Genomic DNA, 15,589 nt, shown 5'->3' with positions numbered 1-15,589 from the left:
CCCTAACCTTTCCGCACTTTGAAAAGACGTGATTTTGTGGGACTCACCGGCCTGGCGGCCGGCGGTCTGCTGCTCCCCAGCCTGCCGGGCATGGGCGGTATCTTCGTCGAGCCTGAGCAGCTGCTCGACGTCATCGACCCGGCCCTGAAAAAGCGGCTGGCCGATGCGGCCCTCAACGCCGCCAAAGCCGCCGGCGCCAGCTACACCGACGTACGCATCGGGCGCTACCTCAACCAGTACGTTTTCACGCGCGAAAAGCAGGTGCAGAACATCGTGAGCACCGAGAGCTTCGGAGCGGGTGTGCGGGCGCTGGTGAACGGGGCCTGGGGTTTTGCCTCCACCAACACCGTGACCGAGGCCGGCCTGGCCGAAGCCGCCCGCACGGCCGTGGCCATTGCCAAAGCCAACCAGAAAGTGCAGAAGCAGCCCGTACAGCTGGCCCCACAGCGCGGCTTTGGCGAGGTGAGCTGGAAGACGCCCATTGAGCGCAACTTCGCCGAGGTGCCCGTGAAAGAGAAAGTGGACCTGCTGCTGGCCGCCAACGGCGCCGCCCTTAGCAACGGCGCCAGCTACGTCAACTCGGCCCTGTTTCAGGTGAACGAGCAGAAGTATTTCGCCAGCACCGACGGCTCTTACATCGACCAGGATATCCACCGCATCTGGCCCACGTTCGACGTGACGGTGGTGGACCGCACCACCGGCAAGTTCCGCTCACGCGGCGCTATGGCCTCGCCGATGGGTTTGGGCTACGAGTACCTGACCCCACGGGCCGCCGACAAGATGGCCGGCCCCCAGGGCACCAGCGTCATCGGCTACAAGCAGCGCTACGACATGCTGGAAGATGCCACCCTGGCCGCCAAGCAGGCCAAGGAAAAGCTCACCTGCAAATCAGTAACACCGGGCAAATACGACCTCGTGCTCGACCCCTCGCACCTGGGCCTCACGATTCACGAAAGTGTGGGACACCCGTTGGAGCTGGACCGCGTGCTGGGCTACGAGGCCAACTACGCCGGCACCTCCTTCGCCACGCTGGAGTGGAAAGCCAAGAACCTGCCGTACGGCTCCAAGCAGGTCAATATCGTAGCCGACAAGCTGCAGCCGGGCAGCCTCGGCGCCGTGGGCTATGATGACGAAGGCGTGAAGACCAAGGAGTGGGATTTGATCAAAGAAGGCAAGCTGGTGAACTACCAAAAGATCCGCGACCAAGCGGCCATCGTGGGCCAGACCGAGTCCGACGGCTGCTGCTACGCCGACTCCTGGAGCAGCGTGCAGTTTCAGCGCATGCCCAACGTGAGCCTCCGCCCCGGCACCGAAAAGCTGAGCGTGGACGAGATGATCAGTAAGGTGGACAAGGGCATCTACATTGCCGGCGAGGGTTCCTACTCCATCGACCAGCAGCGCTATAACTTCCAGTTCGGCGGCAAGGTGTTTTACGCCATCGAGAAAGGCAAAATCACGGGTATGCTCGAAGATGTGGCTTACCAAGCCAACACCCAGGAGTTCTGGAACTCCTGCGCCGGCTCCTGCGACGCCTCCGACTACCGTTTCCTGGGCACCTTCTTCGACGGCAAGGGCCAGCCCTCGCAGGTGTCGGCCGTGAGCCACGGCTCCAGCACCACCCGCTTCAACGGCGTCAACGTCATCAACACGGCCCGGAAAATCTAGTGGAGCTGCCAACAGAACGTCATTCCGAGCTTGCCGAGGAATCTCGCTAGTGTGGTAATTACCATCACAACGTCAGCACGCGAGATTCCTCGGCAAGCTCGGAATGACGTTCTGTTGGCAGCATACCATCCCATCCAAACGACATCAACCCACATGGCAATTCTTTCCCAAGACGAAGCCCAGGCCATCCTGAAAAAGGTGCTTGGCTTTTCCACCGCCGATGAGTGCGCGGCCCAGCTTGATGGGCGCACCACCGGCAACATCCGCTACGCCCGCAACAACGTCAGCACGGCCGGCTCGTCGAGCAACGTGAGCCTGGCTGTGGAGGCGCGCTTCGGCAAGCGCAGCGGCGTGGCCACCTGCAATCAGTTCGACGACGCCACCCTGCGCCGCTGCGTGCAGCGGGCCGAGGAAATTGCGCGCCTCGCCCCCGAAGACCCCGAGTACATGCCCATGCTGGGGGCGCAGCAGTACCTGACGCCCACCACCTACGCCGCCAGCACCGCCGGCATCACGCCCGACTTCCGCGCCCAGGTAGCGCAGGACAGCATTGCGCTCTGCGAAGGCCGTAAGCTCACGGCTGCCGGCTACCTCGAAGACGGCCCCAGCTTCACGGCTATCCGCAACAACAAGGGCCTCGAAGGCTACCAGCAGCTCACCAACCTCGACTTCTCGGTGACGGTGCGCACGCCCGACGGCACCGGCTCGGGCTACGCCGTGGCCGACTACACCGATGTGACCAAGTTCGACGCCAAGGCCCTCACCAAGCGCGCCGCCGACAAGGCCTCGGGCTCGGTGAATGCCAAGGCCATTGAGCCGGGCAAGTACACCGTGATTCTGGAGCCAGCCGCGCTGGTGTCGGATGAGGGTATGCTGAACCGCCTGATTTACGCGCTGGGCGCCCGTGAGGCCGATGAGGGTCGCTCGTTTCTGAGCAAAAAGGGGGGCGGCAATAAGCTGGGTGAAAAGATGTTCGACCCGCGCATTACCATCTACTCCGACCCGCTGAACGCCACCGCCCCCGGCCGCGTGTTCGACGGCGACGGACTGCCCGTGAAGCGCATGAACTGGGTGGAAAAAGGCGTGGTAAAAAACCTGTTTTACTCGCGCTTCTGGGCCGAGAAAAACAAGAAGCAGGCCACGGCTTTCCCGAGCGGCTTCGTGATGGAAGGCGGCACCCAAAGCGTAGAAGACCTCATCAAAGGCACCGCCAAAGGCATCCTCGTCACGCGCCTGTGGTACATCCGCGACGTGGACCCGCAGACGCTGCTCGTTACGGGCCTGACGCGCGACGGTACGTTCTACATCGAGAACGGCAAGATCAAGCACCCCATCAAAAACATGCGCTTCAACGAAAGCCCGGTGATTATGCTCAACAACATCGAGGCCATCGGGAAGCCCCAGCGGCTGGGCGGCAACATGGTGCCCCCACTGAAAATCCGCGACTTCACCTTCACCAGCTTGTCGGACGCGGTGTAGGGTGATGCCGATATGTCAGACCTGACGGCTACTTTGTATTTTCGGCCTCTTTGTGTTGCTTAGCAGCACCGAGAGGCCGTTTTTTATAGCGTATTACTCGATTTACCTCGCCTGATGAAAGCATTGCTACCCGGCTTCCTGCTGCTGCTCACCACCGCCTCCTACGCCCAGCAGAGCCCCTCTACCGCCCCCGCCGACACTACACGCTCTGCCGAAACCAGCAGCAAAAGTGAGTACGCCCCGGGCGAAGTTGTGACGCCGGACGGAAAGCTGGTGAAAGCCTATTTTCCCATCAGCGTAAATGGGTTCGAGAAAACCATTTCTTACTACTACTCGCACCCGGAAGTGCGGCCATTTCCGAAACCGCACTTCATCAGCGTCGATAAAATCCGGACCATGACGGTGCGCGGCCAATACTCCGAAACGCTGGCTCTGAACGGTAAAAGCCTGCACCTGTTGGCGGCCCGCCTCGTGGATGGCCCGGTGGAGCTGTTCAATTTCGCCGAAGCCAAATCGGTGCCGCTCCCCATCCCGATACCAGGCGCAGTTCTGATACCTATTGTGGGCATTCCGTACACCAAAAACCACTGGTACCTGCGCCGCGGCGGCGAGGTGGTGGAAGTGAAGCGCGGCAAATTCGAGGAGCAGATCAGCCAGTACCTGAGCGCGCAGCCTGCGCTGGCCGCCAAAGTCAAAGGCAAAGCCGACGGCTACCAGTACCAGGACATGGTGCGCATCATCGGCGAGTACAACCAGCAGGCGGGCGCCAGCGCCCGCTAGCCGCCACGGCAGGCCCGTATTTCAGCTGCCGCGCAACTGATAAGGCCCCGCCGGATCCTTCCGGCGGGGCCTTATCAGTTGCGCGGGTACCAGGCGCTTACTTCGACCCGAAGGCGTAGCCAACCGTAAACTGCAGGGTGCGGTTGTGCAGGCCGCCAAAATCGTACGCTTCGCGGAAAGCTTTTCGGAAGTCGTTGTTTTCGATGTCGGTGACGCCGTAGTTGAGGCGGGCGGCAACGGAGAGGCCGTTTTTGAGGTCGGCGCCGAGGCCAAAGCACACTGCTACGTCGCTTTTGTAGTCAGCTTTCACGTCTTCGTCGCCTTCCACGTAGCCGCTGCCGTTGCTGCTGGAAATGTAGCCCACCTGGCCTTTCTCACGGCCGCTAACCAGCAAACCCAGCTGCGGGCCAGCCTGCAGGTTCACCACGTTGCCGAGGTACACTTTCAGCAGCAGGGGCACGTTCAGATACGTCAGGTGCGTGCTATTGCGCAGGATGGTGCCGTAGCCCACCTGCTGCTCGTTGCGGGAGCCCTGCCGGGCAAGGTTGAGCTCGGGCTGAAACGCCACGCGGGCACTGGGCCGGAACCGCACGAAGCCACCCAGCACGTAGCCCGTCTTGAACTGCGCGTTGTTGTTGATGGTGCCGTCGAGGACGGACTGCGTGACGCCGGCCTGCAGGCCAAATTGGGTCCCGGTGGTCTGGCCCAGGCTGCTGCCGGTGGCCGCCAGCAGCAAAGCCGCCGATAATAGAGGTAATTTCATAAAAGGGAAGAAGATGAAAATATGCGCAAATAACCGCCTTTTCGTCTCCTTCTCCTACCCCCTCATCCGGGGCTTAATCTCCGCCGAACTTCAGGCCCACCGACACCTGAATGACGCGGTTTTTCAGGCGCGGGTCGTTGGCGCCATTCAGGTCGGCCACGTCATTTACGTCGTTGAGGCCGGCCGTGTAGCGGGCCCCCACGATGAACGGCCCCAGCTCCAGGCCGGCCCCGGCAGCCAGGCTGAAATCGGTTTTCTTGTAGTTGTTGGCGGCGTCGCGTTCTACGGGGCCGTACCCGTCAGCGGCGCTGATGCGCAGCGTACCATCTTCACGAGCCCCCAGCAGCAGACCAAATTGTGGGCCGCCCTCCACGTACACCGGCCCAACTTTTATGTGGGCCAGGATAGGCACGTTGAGGTAGTGCAGTTTGGTGTCGTAGTTGGCCAGCGTGGAGCGGAACTCAGAGCCCTGCAGCGAGTACAGCACCTCGGGCTGAATGGACAGCGGCCCCAGCACCGGAATGCGCGCAAACACGCCTACGTGGTAGCTGGTTTTGTAGCGCGTGTCCAGGCCAATGTTCTCGCCATCGAGGATGGCCCCGTTGACGCCGGCTTTGATACCGATTTGGGCCTGGGCCGTGGTAGCGACAGCCAGCAGTGAGAGCAGGAGCAATAAGGAGTATGTTTTCATAGCGCAGGTCAGATTATTGGTGCAGAAGCCTTTAACGCAAATTGCGTGCCCCAGGCCTACGTGCCGGGCGCATAACTTTCCGCAGCAAAGCATTCCGGCGCCGCACCAGCCGTATTTTGCCGCCGAAGCCACCTTCCGGCCGCTGCCGCGTCTGTAGCTGTTGTCAGCCGAAAAACCTGTCACCCTTCACCTCATCACCTCATCACCCCCAATAAATGCCCGCTCCCTTCACCTTTGTGCGCCTGCAATACCGCTCCGGCGACTGGAACGGCGTGGACGAGCGGATGCCCACCAACCTGCTCCACTCCCTGATTCAGTACACCGAAGTACCGGTGGTGCAAAAGGAAAAAGTAGTGGCCCTCGACTCGGCGGAGCTATTTCGCTACCCGTTCTGCTATCTGTCGGGGCACCGGCTGGTGCAGTTCTCGGCCGCGGAGAAAAAGAACTTCACCCAGTACGTGCGCAACGGCGGCTTCGTGTTCGTGGATGACTGCAACCACGACATCGACGGGCTTTTTGCCCGCAGCTTTGAGGAGCAGATGCGGCAGTGTTTCGGAGCCGGGGCGCTGAAGAAAATCCCCAAAACCCACGCCATCTACTCGCAGTTTTTCCAGTTCCCGGAGGGTCCGCCGCCCACCTCCTTCGAGCTCAACGGCTGGGGCGACGACCTGGTGCACGACTACCTGAAAGGCATCGAAATCAACGGCCGGCTGGGCGTGCTCTACTCCAACAAAGACTACGGCTGCGAGTGGGACTACGACTTCCGCAACAAGCGCTTCCTGGCCGAAGACAACACCAAGTTCGGGGTGAACATTCTGCTGTATGCCCTTACGGCGTAGCGGCTTAGAACTGCACGCCCAGCCCAATGCGGGCATCCAGCGCGGTGCGGGCGCGAGTCCAACGGTATTCGTAGGTGTTGGGCATGGCGGCCTCGCCATTGAAGGTGGTGCTGGTGGGCATCCAGTGCATGGCCCCCACGGCTACGTCCAGAATCAGGCGCCGGCCGTGAGCGTTGGGGCGAGTGCCAGCCTGCCAGCCGCCGTACACACCGGCCCCAGCGGCGCGCACCGTGGCGTAGGGCTTGCCCGCCAGAATACGCTCATCCTGGAAGCCAATCTTGCGGTACGACACCGTGGGGGCCACATAGAAGCCCGCCAGCGGCGACACCCGACGGCTGGGCACGGCGTAGTAGCGCAGCTGCAGCCCGCCGCCACCCCGGCGCTGCTCGGAGTTGCCACCGTTCAGCAGCGCCTCCAGGCCCACGCTGGTGCGTTTGCCCAGCTGCCGCTCGTAGCTGAGCAACAAGGGCAGCGCCCAGGGCTTCGATTGAAGCAGCTCGAAATTGACCGCGTTTTCGAACACCATATTGGCCAGATCCACGCGCAGCACGTTGCGGCCCGCGGCGGTGGGGTTGGCTACCGGAGCCAGGGTGCTTGTGTGGGCGGGCCGGACAGGGGCATCTGCCGACTGCTCGTATCTTGGCGACGTTGCACGGGTGGAGTCGTTGCTGGCGAGCACACTGGCCGTCAGGTCAACACCGTCGGCCGAGCCTACCAGCAGCTGGCGTAGCTGGTGTGCGCTGATGGCGCTCGGGTTGGCCGTTTCCAGGTACTGGTGCTGCGCCGCGGCCGTAAAGGCCACGCCCGATGCAGCCAGCAGCAGTAAAGCGCGTTTATAGAAGAACTGCCGGAAAGTAGGAATCGTGTTCATAATACTGTGAAAATGGCGAGGTGGATAAGGATGAATCAAAAGTGCGCGAAGGGTAGCCAGTGGGCAAACCATTCGGGCCATTCCTCCGACTTTACCTTTCCATCCGCTTCCTGCTCTGTGGCCGCTTGGGAGCCGAAAAGCCAACCTTGCATCAGACTTTATAAGCCTTCCTCTACCTTCTGTTTTTCTCTGTGATTTCAACTGAAACTGCCGTTCATGCCCTGCTGGCGAAGCTGCCGCCACTGCGCCAAGAAATTGCCAAGGTGATTGTGGGCCAGGAGGCCGTGCTGGATGAGGTGCTGGTGGCGCTGCTGGCTGGCGGCCACGCCCTGCTGGAAGGCGTGCCTGGCCTAGCCAAAACCCTGCTCGTGCGCACCCTGGCCCAGGCCACCGACCTGCCCTTCCGCCGCATCCAGTTCACGCCCGACCTGATGCCGACCGACATTCTCGGCACCGAGATTCTGGAGGAAGACCACGGCACCGGCCACCGCTCGTTCAAGTTCAACGAAGGCCCCATTTTCGCCAGCCTGGTGCTGGCCGACGAAATCAACCGGACGCCGCCCAAGACGCAGGCGGCGCTGCTGGAGGCCATGCAGGAAGGCCACGTCACGTACGCCGGCCAGGAGCACGCGCTGCCTAAGCCGTTCTTTCTGCTGGCCACCCAGAACCCCATCGAGCAAAGCGGCACCTACCCGCTGCCCGAGGCCCAGCTCGACCGGTTTCTGCTCTACATCCGCATCGGCTACCCCACCGAGCAGGAGGAGCTGGCGGTGCTGAGCGGCACCACCGGCACGGCGCGCCCCGAGGTGAAGTCGGTGCTGGCGGGCGAGGACGTGCGGCAGCTGCAGCAGCTGGTGCGGCAGGTGAGTTTCAGCCCGGAGCTGCTGAGCTTCGTGAACCGGCTGGTGCGGGCCACGCGCCCGGCCACGTCGGAGGTGAAGTTCATTCAGGACTACGGCCGCTGGGGCGCTGGCCCGCGCGCCGGGCAGGCGCTCATTCTATGTGCCAAGGCCCGCGCCCTGCTGCAGGGTCGCTTCGCCGCCACCCTCGACGATATCCGGGCGCTGGCCCCGGCCGTGCTGCGCCACCGCGTGCTGCTCAACTTCAACGCCGAAGCCGAAAACCTGACCTCGGATGATGCCGTGGTGGCACTGCTGAAGGCGGTGGCGGTTTAGGGCTTAGGGAAGAAATAGGCAGGCCCAATAGCCCGTCATGCTGAGCGAAGCGGAGCGTAGCCGAAGCAGCTCTAGCGCTTCGTTACAGCAGTAATCCAACGAAGCGGTAGAGATGCTTCGGCAAGCTCAGCATGACGTTCACTCATTGAAACCAACCACATGCTTTCCCCCGAACTCCTTCACGCCTTACACAACCTGCCGCTGGCGGCCAAGCGGGCGGCCGAGGGCTTTCTGCACGGCGCCCACCTGAGCCGGCGCAAGGGGGCGGGCATGGAGTTCAGCCAGTACCGCCCCTACCAGCCCGGCGACGACCTGCGCCGCCTCGACTGGCGCCTGGCCGCCCGCTCCGATAGGTACTACCTGCGCGAGTCGGACGTGGACACCAGTCTGACCGTGCACCTCGTGCTGGACGCCACCGCCAGCATGAATCACCCCGACGACAACGGACTCACCAAGCTCGACTACGCCCGGCTGCTGCTGGGCGCGCTGGCCTACCTGGCCCAGCAGCAGGGCGACGCCGTGGGGCTCACGATTCTGCACCCGGCCGGCCTGCGCCACCTGCCGCCCCGCGCCGACGCCCGCCAGCTGCCGCGCCTCTACCACGCCCTCGAAACCGCCGAAGCGGCCGGCAGCTTTCCAACCCAGGAAACCCTAGCGCCCCTCACAGCCCGCCGCCAGCGCGCCCTGGTGGTATGCGCCACCGATATGTATGAGCAGGACGCCGAAATGGAGCGCCTGCTCACGCGGCTGCGCGCCGCCTCCGGTGAGGTGCTGCTGCTGCACCTGATGGCTGGCAACGAGCTGAATTTCAGCTTCCGCGGCTCCGTGACGTTCGAGGACCTGGAAACCGGCCAGCGCCTGCAGCTCAACGCCGACCAGCAGCGCGCCACCTGGCAGCCACAGCTGCAGGAGTGGCTGCGCGCCACTGCCCAGCAGGCCCGCCGCCACGGCTTCGACTACCACCAGCTCAGCACCGCCGAACCGCTCACCCAGGCCCTGCGCGAGTTTCTGCGCCGCCGCGACGCTATGGGGTAGCCAACAAGCAGCCTGCCACCCCAATTCCCGACCTTTCTTCCGCCACTTCACCTGCCGTTCGTTTTGCCCAACCTTCTTCTCTCTGATGCTGCTGCCGGATGGCTGGCGCTGCTGGCGCTGGCGGTTCCGGTGGCTATTCATTTGTGGAACCGACGGCCGGGGCGCACGGTGCAGGTGGGCAGTGTGCGCTGGCTGCAGGCGGCCGCCAACCGCCGCCTACGCAACCTGCGGCTGGAACAGCTGGCGCTGTTGCTGCTGCGCGCCGCCATTGTGGGGCTGGTGGCGCTGGCCCTAGCCGGGCCGCAATGGCAGCGACAGCGCCCGGCCCGCCCGGTGCGGGGCCTGGTGCTGCTGGCGCCGGAAGTACTACACCCCGCGGTGCTGCCCGGCTTGCGCCCCACCCTCGACTCCTTGCGCCGCCGCGGCTATGAGCTGCGGCAGTTCGCGCCCAACTTCCGCCCGATTTCCGCCACCGCCTGGCAGCAGCCCGATTCGCTGGCGCTGCTTCGGCCGACGGCCGGCGGCCTACCCGATGATTACTGGCTGCGCGCCCGCCAAGCCGCCGACTCGTTTCCGGGCCGGCCGCTGCGGGTGCTGAGCGGCGCGGCGCTACCGCACTTCCGCGGCGCCCGCCCCGCCCTGCCGGCGCGCATCACCTGGCAAACCGTACCCCTGCCTGACTCCAGCATCTGGCTGGCGCAGGCCGGGCAGCTTTCCACCGATTCACTGCGCCTGCTGGTGGGCAGCAGTCAGGAGGAAGGTACCACATTCCGGATGGTGCGCCTAGCCCGGCCGCGCAGCAGCGGGTCGCTGGCGGTAGCCGGCCTGCCCGGGCTACGCTACCAGGCCGGTAGCCCGGCCAGACTGCAGCAGGCCGGCCAGCCCGCCGTGCCGGTACAAACCGAGCCGCTGCGGGTAGTGCTGTACGCGGATGGCCGCCACGCCGCCGCCGCCCGCTACCTGCGCGCCGCGCTGCAGGCCGTGGCTCCAGGTTTAGCCCGGCCGCTGGAAATCCGCACCATGACGCCTGCCGCCGACCTATCCACCTCACCTGACTGGCTGTTCTGGCTGAGTGACCAGCCGGTTCCGGCCGCATGGCTGGCACGGGCGCGGCAGGGCGGCCACCTCTGGCAGGAAACCGCCGCCGCTGGTGCGTCCGTCGCCACCCGCCTTCACCTCGCCGGCCTACTGCCCGATGCCGCCGCCCCTGTGGACGTGCTACAGCTAGACACCAGTCGCACCCCGACCAACCAGACTGTAATCTGGCAGACGGGCACCGGCCAGCCGGTGCTACTGCGAGAAGCAGCCGGCCGCGGCAGCCGCTACCTGCTGCGCACCCGCCTGCAGCCCGCCTGGACCAGCCTGCCCGAAACCGCCGCCCTGCCCACCCTGCTGCTGCACCTGCTCCGCACCGAGTCCACTGACGCGCCGCTGTTCGCCGCCCGGCCCGCCCTCGCCGAGCGCCGCCAGCTGGATGCCCGGCAGCTGGGCGCGGAGCCGTGGCAGCCGGTTAGTCGCCTCCCCGCCCAGGGCAAATTGCAGCTGCCACCGCCGTTGCTGGTGGATGTGCGGGCCTGGGTGGTGCTGGCGGCGCTGCTGCTGTTTGCCCTGGAAAGAGGCCTGGCCTACCGCCGGGCGGCTATTTCGCTTTCATCTTCTGCCACCTGATGCCCACTACCACCGATACGTTTTCCGGCCCGGCGCTGCTGCACGGCATTGCCCGCCGCCAGGCCCGCCGCGCCAGTGTGGCCGTGCTGCTGCTGACGGCGGCGGCCGGTCTGGCCGGGTGGGCCTGGATTCGGCACTGGCCGGCCGCTACACCGGTGCTAATCGGCTTAATGGTGGCGCTACTGGTCGTAGTGACGCTGCTGCTCTACCGCCTGCACCAGCCCCGACTGCCGGCCCTGGCGCGCCGCCTCGACCGCCTATATCCGGCACTGGAAGACAGCACCGGCCTCCTATTGCCTTCTGATCCGACGCGGCCATTGAACCTGCTGGAGCAACTGCAGCAGCAGCGCATCAATGAGCGGCTGATGGGGCTGCAGCAAGCCCAGCCGCAGCTGCTGCCGTTTTCCTGGAAGCCGGTAGTGGGCGGCGTGGGGGCGCTGCTGGTGCTGGCCGCCGGCAGCTGGCTCTATCATGCCCCACAACCTAAATCAGCCTCGCTGCTGGCCGTGCGCTTTCCGGCAGCAAAAGCGGCCGCCGCTAAACCGGACCAACCGGCGCTGCCCCGGCTGCTGGGCACCCGCATCTGGGTGCAGCCGCCGGCCTATACGCGCCGCGCCGCCTACGCTCCCACCGGCCTAAGCTTCAGCTGCCCGGCCGGCTCGCGAGTGCGCTGGACAGTGCAGGTGAGTGCGGCCGGCAGCGCGCCGCCCGTGCTGGAAATGGGCCGGCTGCGGCGGCCGTTTCGGGCCGTGGCGGGCCAGCCTACCCAGTTTGTGGTGGAGTTGCCGGCCACGACGTCGGGGCTGTATCACCTGCGCTTCGCGGGGCAAAACTCCGAAGAGTACGCCCTCGACGTGCAGCCCGACCGCCCCCCCACCCTGCAGCTCCAGACGCCCAAGCCCTACACCCTCATCGAGTTCGGCCAGCGCCCCCAAGTGGCAGTGCGCGTGGCCCTGCGCGACGACTACGGCCTGAGTGAGGCCCGGCTGGTAGCCACCGTGGCCCAGGGCCAGGGCGAGGCGGTGAAGTTCAAGGAGGTAGTAACCAACCTCAGCGCCGCTTTGCGCGGGCAGCCCCGGCAGGCCACGCTGGCCTCGGTGCTGAACCTGCCGGCGCTGGGCCTCACCTACGGCGACGAAGTGTACTTCTACGTCCAGACCCGCGACAATGCCCGCCAGCTCACCCGATCCGATACCTACCTCGTGCAGTGGGAAGACACCACCGTGCAGGACGGCCTCACCGATATTTCCCTCAGCGTGAACGTGGTGCCGGCCTACTTCCGCAGCCAGCGCCAGATCATCATCGACACCGAAAAGCTACTGGCCGAAAAGCCCAAGCTGACGGCTACCGACTTCGCGGAGCGCGGCAACAACCTGGGCTTCGACCAGAAAGTGCTGCGCCTGCGCTACGGCAAGTTTCTGGGCGAAGAGTTCGAGGGCAGCATCGGCGAAACCGCCGGCCCGTCCGCTTCCGATAAAGACGACGAAGACCATAAAGACGGCGAAGCCGACCACGCCACCGAAAACCCCGCCGAGCACGACGACCACGGCCACGCCGACCACTCGCCGGCGGGCGAGGCCAGTGCCGCCAGCGGCGCCGCGGCCCTCATGGACGCCTACGTCCACAAGCACGACGACTCTGAAACCGCCGACTTTCTGGAACCCGAAGTGAAGGCCAAGTTGCGCGGGGTACTCAGCCAGATGTGGGAGGCCGAGCTGCGGCTGCGGCTGGCCAAGCCCGCCGAGGCCCTGCCCTACGAGTACCGCGCCCTGCGCCTGCTCAAGCAGGTGCAGCAGCAAACCCGCGCCTACGTGCGCAACGCCGGCTACAACCCGCCCGCCCTTCCCGAAGCCACCCTGCGCCTGTCCGGCGAGCTGGGCAACGCCGCCGCGCCCCGCCGCACCCGGCAGCTGCCGGCCCCGGCCACCCAGCCCGAAATCAGGGCGGCGGTGCGCCTGCTTGCGGCCCTGCGCGCCGGCCAGCCCGCCACCCCCGCCGACGCCGTGCTGCTGGACCGCGCCGGGCAGGCCGTAGCCCAGGCCGCGCTGCAGCGCCCCGGCGCCTACCTGGCCGCCGTGCGGGCCCTGCGCCAGCTGGCCGCCGATGCCCGCGCCACCCGCCCCACCTGCGCCCCCTGCTTCGCGCCCGCCGAAAAAGCCCTGGCCGCCCTGCTCCCGGCGCCACCGGCCGCCCCTACCCGCTCGCCCCGCCCCGACCGCCTGGGCCAACGCTACCTGCAAGCGCTATGATGTTTTACGTTTTGTTGAGCGCCTGCCTGCTGGCAGGCCTGGGCATAGCTCTGGCCGCTTTCTACCGCCCCGATACGCGCCGCCGGCTGGCCCGCGTGCTGGCCGGTATAGTGGCCGTGGCGGCACTCTGGCTGCTGGCCTTCCCGCCCCGGCACTCGGTATCGGTGGCGCGTTCCGAAGCCATTCTGCTCACTACTGGCTACCAGCCCGACACGCTACGGACCCTGCTGCGCCGCCTGGGGCCAGCCACCCGCGTCTGGTTCTACGCCCCTGATTCTGGCGCGGCCCGGCCCGTCGGCACGGTGGCCGTAGCGCGGCTGGGTGCAGTGCCGGAGCAACTACCGGATCTGCGCTACCTTCACCTGCTGGGCGCCGGGCTACCTGCCGCCGTAGTGCCGGAGCTGGATTCCATTCGACTGCTTTGGCACACACCGCCCGCGAAAGTTGGCTTTCAGGCCGCTGCCTGGAACCGACGTTTGGAGCTGGGCCAGCCGCTGGTGGTGGAAGGCCGCTACCGCGGCACCGTCAGCGGCCCGGTGTGGGTGCGGCTGCAGGCCGTCGGCGCCACCCACGACTCTGTGCGGCTCCCAGGCGGCAGTGGCAGGTTTCAACTGCGCTACACGCCCAAAGCCGCCGGCCGGTTGGTAGCCACGGTTTCAGCCGGGCCACGGCGCCGCCCGCTGGCCGCCGAGCCGATACCCGCCGAGGTGCTGCCCACCCGCCCGCTGCGGGTGCTGCTGCTGGCGGCCACGCCTTCGTTTGAGCTGAAGTTCCTGCGCAACCACCTGGCCGCGCGGCAGCACGCCGTGGCCTGGCGCACCGGCATCAGCCGCGGCCTCACCCAAACCGAGTTCAGCAACCAGCCCGCTACCGACCTCAGCCGCCTGACGCCGGCGCTGCTGGCCCGCTACGACGTGGTAGTGGCCGACGCCGCGGCGCTTGGCAGCCTTGCCGGGGCTGAAACCCAGGCCCTGCGCACGGCCCAGCGCACGGCGGGCTTGGGCCTGATAGTACTGGCCGAACCCGCTACGCCCCTGCGCAGCCTGGGCGGTACCACTACCATACGGGTACTGCCCCAGCCCGCCGCCGACCGACCGCAGCGCCTTGCGTGGCCGGCGGCCAAAGCTCTGGTGCCGGCTACTTTGCAGCTGAGTACCCCGGCCCGGCTGCTGGTGGGCACGGCCAGCCCGGCCCGGCCGGTGGTGGCGGCCCAGCGCCTGGGAGTGGGCACCGTGGTAGTATCGGTGTTGCCGGAAACGTATCCGTGGCTGCTGCAGAACGAAACGGCTACTTACGCCGCCTATTGGAGCCGGCTGCTGTCTGCGGCCGCCCGCCCGGAAACGGCCGCCACCGAGTGGCTGGCGCTGGAGCCCTGGCCCCGCGCTGGGCTGCCGGTAGCGTTGCAGCTGGCCGGAGCTGCAGCCCCTAAGCGGCCACTGCTGGTGTCGGATGCCGCTGGTGGGCCACTGGCCCGGCTGGCGCTGCGCCAGGATGCCTTGTTGCCGGAATGGAGCACGGCTACCTATTGGCCGGCCCGGGCTGGTTGGCAGCAGTTGGAGCGGCCAGGCCAGCCGGCGCAATGGCTATACGTCTTTGGTGCGCAGGATTGGCAGGGGCCCGAAGCTCAGCTTCGCCGAGCGACAGTGCTGTCGGCACAGTCTATGACGAGACAGGCTGCAGGTGCGGCGCTGGTGCAGGTAGCATGGCCGGCCGGCTGGTTTGTGGCCCTGTTTGTACTGGCGGCGGGCTTTCTGTGGCTGGAGGAGAAGCTGTAAAACCCGGTTATCCTTTCTGCTCGACAGCTACTTCATGCCAATAAAATATGCAGGCAAATCCAGGTTGCAGAGTAGCAGCGGCAGGCAGGTAGCAGAATATTTATTGGGTGCTAAAAGCCACGGAGCGGCGACGGATTTGCGGCCGAATCTGGCGCTGCTCTGCGGCTTTTTCCTAGTATCAACTGCCTCACTACACCCCTGGGGCTGCTACGCGGCCACTCCGCAACCTGGGTTTGCCAGAGGGACGAGACAGTTAATAGCGGATATCGGGATGGCCGCCCAGCTTGGCGTCTTCCCCATCCCCCACCAGATAATCGCCAACCATGAATATGGAATTGGCTACCGGAGCTTCCTCAGCTGGCGTGGTAGGCGCGTCTGAGCTTACCGGCTCTGAGTTCGGAGTGGCACCCAGAAATACGTTTGGGGAAGCAATACGGAATGAGGCGCGCGGCACGGCAACGGTAAAATTAGGTAAGCTCTGTGGCAGCGTCAACAACTCTGCAAGCCAAAGCGCAAAGCTTGCATTTTAAATATCAAATACTTGAATATTTTTAGATTATTTCCAGCCACGCACTTTATCGGCTGTTTGGGAATTCATA

At 65.4% G+C, this 15,589-nt stretch carries 12 protein-coding genes; 9 read left to right on the top strand and 3 right to left on the bottom strand.

Annotated features, from left to right (window positions below; genetic code table 11):
• Nucleotides 1–18 precede the first annotated feature (18 nt).
• The 3 genes from O3303_RS16320 (at nucleotide 19) to O3303_RS16310 (ending at nucleotide 3,924) form a co-directional block, all read left to right on the top strand.
• Nucleotides 19–1,665, top strand: a complete 1,647-nt coding sequence (locus O3303_RS16320) for a TldD/PmbA family protein (RefSeq protein ID WP_269559446.1) — start codon at nucleotides 19–21, stop codon at nucleotides 1,663–1,665.
• Nucleotides 1,666–1,818: 153 nt separating this feature from the next.
• On the top strand, nucleotides 1,819–3,144 hold the full coding sequence (locus tag O3303_RS16315; RefSeq protein ID WP_269559445.1) for a TldD/PmbA family protein: 1,326 nt from the start codon (nucleotides 1,819–1,821) through the stop codon (nucleotides 3,142–3,144).
• Between the two features lie 114 nt (nucleotides 3,145–3,258).
• Nucleotides 3,259–3,924 carry a hypothetical protein gene (locus O3303_RS16310; protein WP_269559444.1) on the top strand — a complete coding sequence of 222 codons (666 nt, stop codon included), beginning with the start codon at nucleotides 3,259–3,261 and terminating at the stop codon, nucleotides 3,922–3,924.
• Between the two features lie 97 nt (nucleotides 3,925–4,021).
• On the opposite strand, the gene O3303_RS16305 is transcribed toward O3303_RS16310, so the two are convergent.
• Both O3303_RS16305 and O3303_RS16300 read right to left on the bottom strand, forming a co-directional pair.
• Entirely contained in the window at nucleotides 4,022–4,687 is a 666-nt protein-coding gene (locus O3303_RS16305) for a porin family protein (protein WP_269559443.1), read from the bottom strand.
• Nucleotides 4,688–4,760: 73 nt separating this feature from the next.
• Nucleotides 4,761–5,378: a porin family protein gene (locus tag O3303_RS16300; protein WP_269559442.1), complete on the bottom strand. Its 618-nt coding sequence runs from the start codon at nucleotides 5,376–5,378 to the stop codon at nucleotides 4,761–4,763.
• A 215-nt stretch (nucleotides 5,379–5,593) separates the two neighbouring features.
• Between O3303_RS16300 and O3303_RS16295 the strand changes: the two genes are divergently transcribed.
• Nucleotides 5,594–6,217, top strand: coding sequence for a DUF4159 domain-containing protein (locus O3303_RS16295; protein WP_269559441.1), 624 nt, complete (start codon nucleotides 5,594–5,596; stop codon nucleotides 6,215–6,217).
• 4 nt (nucleotides 6,218–6,221) lie between these two features.
• Here the strand turns inward: O3303_RS16295 and O3303_RS16290 are convergent, their stop codons facing one another.
• Nucleotides 6,222–7,088 (bottom strand): hypothetical protein, encoded by an 867-nt coding sequence (locus O3303_RS16290; protein WP_269559440.1) that lies wholly within the window; start codon nucleotides 7,086–7,088, stop codon nucleotides 6,222–6,224.
• Nucleotides 7,089–7,279: 191 nt separating this feature from the next.
• Between O3303_RS16290 and O3303_RS16285 the strand changes: the two genes are divergently transcribed.
• The 5 genes from O3303_RS16285 to O3303_RS16265 all read left to right on the top strand — a co-directional run bounded on the left by O3303_RS16285 (nucleotide 7,280) and on the right by O3303_RS16265 (nucleotide 14,990).
• Nucleotides 7,280–8,263, top strand: coding sequence for an AAA family ATPase (locus O3303_RS16285; RefSeq protein ID WP_269559439.1), 984 nt, complete (start codon nucleotides 7,280–7,282; stop codon nucleotides 8,261–8,263).
• Nucleotides 8,264–8,422: 159 nt separating this feature from the next.
• Nucleotides 8,423–9,298 (top strand): DUF58 domain-containing protein, encoded by an 876-nt coding sequence (locus tag O3303_RS16280; RefSeq protein ID WP_269559438.1) that lies wholly within the window; start codon nucleotides 8,423–8,425, stop codon nucleotides 9,296–9,298.
• A gap of 63 nt (nucleotides 9,299–9,361) precedes the next feature.
• Nucleotides 9,362–10,966 (top strand): BatA domain-containing protein, encoded by a 1,605-nt coding sequence (locus O3303_RS16275; protein WP_269559437.1) that lies wholly within the window; start codon nucleotides 9,362–9,364, stop codon nucleotides 10,964–10,966.
• Complete coding sequence (locus tag O3303_RS16270; protein WP_269559436.1) at nucleotides 10,966–13,215, top strand: DUF4175 family protein; 2,250 nt, start codon at nucleotides 10,966–10,968, stop codon at nucleotides 13,213–13,215. The genes O3303_RS16275 and O3303_RS16270 overlap by 1 nt, the downstream gene beginning before the upstream one ends.
• On the top strand, nucleotides 13,212–14,990 hold the full coding sequence (locus O3303_RS16265; RefSeq protein WP_269559435.1) for a hypothetical protein: 1,779 nt from the start codon (nucleotides 13,212–13,214) through the stop codon (nucleotides 14,988–14,990). Before O3303_RS16270 ends, O3303_RS16265 begins: the two co-directional genes overlap by 4 nt.
• Nucleotides 14,991–15,589: the final 599 nt, after the last annotated feature.

Source organism: Hymenobacter canadensis, from assembly GCF_027359925.1.
Lineage (GTDB): Bacteria > Bacteroidota > Bacteroidia > Cytophagales > Hymenobacteraceae > Hymenobacter > Hymenobacter canadensis.
Note: the sequence above shows the minus strand (reverse complement) of the source record. Positions and strands in the feature narration are given on the sequence as shown.

Coding starts and splice junctions, on each gene's coding strand:
- O3303_RS16315 (WP_269559445.1), top strand. CDS start 1,819: ATGGCAATTCTTTCCCAAGACGAAGCCCAGGCCATCCTGAAAAAGGTG.
- O3303_RS16310 (WP_269559444.1), top strand. CDS start 3,259: ATGAAAGCATTGCTACCCGGCTTCCTGCTGCTGCTCACCACCGCCTCC.
- O3303_RS16305 (WP_269559443.1), bottom strand. CDS start 4,687: ATGAAATTACCTCTATTATCGGCGGCTTTGCTGCTGGCGGCCACCGGC.
- O3303_RS16300 (WP_269559442.1), bottom strand. CDS start 5,378: ATGAAAACATACTCCTTATTGCTCCTGCTCTCACTGCTGGCTGTCGCT.
- O3303_RS16295 (WP_269559441.1), top strand. CDS start 5,594: ATGCCCGCTCCCTTCACCTTTGTGCGCCTGCAATACCGCTCCGGCGAC.
- O3303_RS16290 (WP_269559440.1), bottom strand. CDS start 7,088: ATGAACACGATTCCTACTTTCCGGCAGTTCTTCTATAAACGCGCTTTA.
- O3303_RS16280 (WP_269559438.1), top strand. CDS start 8,423: ATGCTTTCCCCCGAACTCCTTCACGCCTTACACAACCTGCCGCTGGCG.
- O3303_RS16270 (WP_269559436.1), top strand. CDS start 10,966: ATGCCCACTACCACCGATACGTTTTCCGGCCCGGCGCTGCTGCACGGC.
- O3303_RS16265 (WP_269559435.1), top strand. CDS start 13,212: ATGATGTTTTACGTTTTGTTGAGCGCCTGCCTGCTGGCAGGCCTGGGC.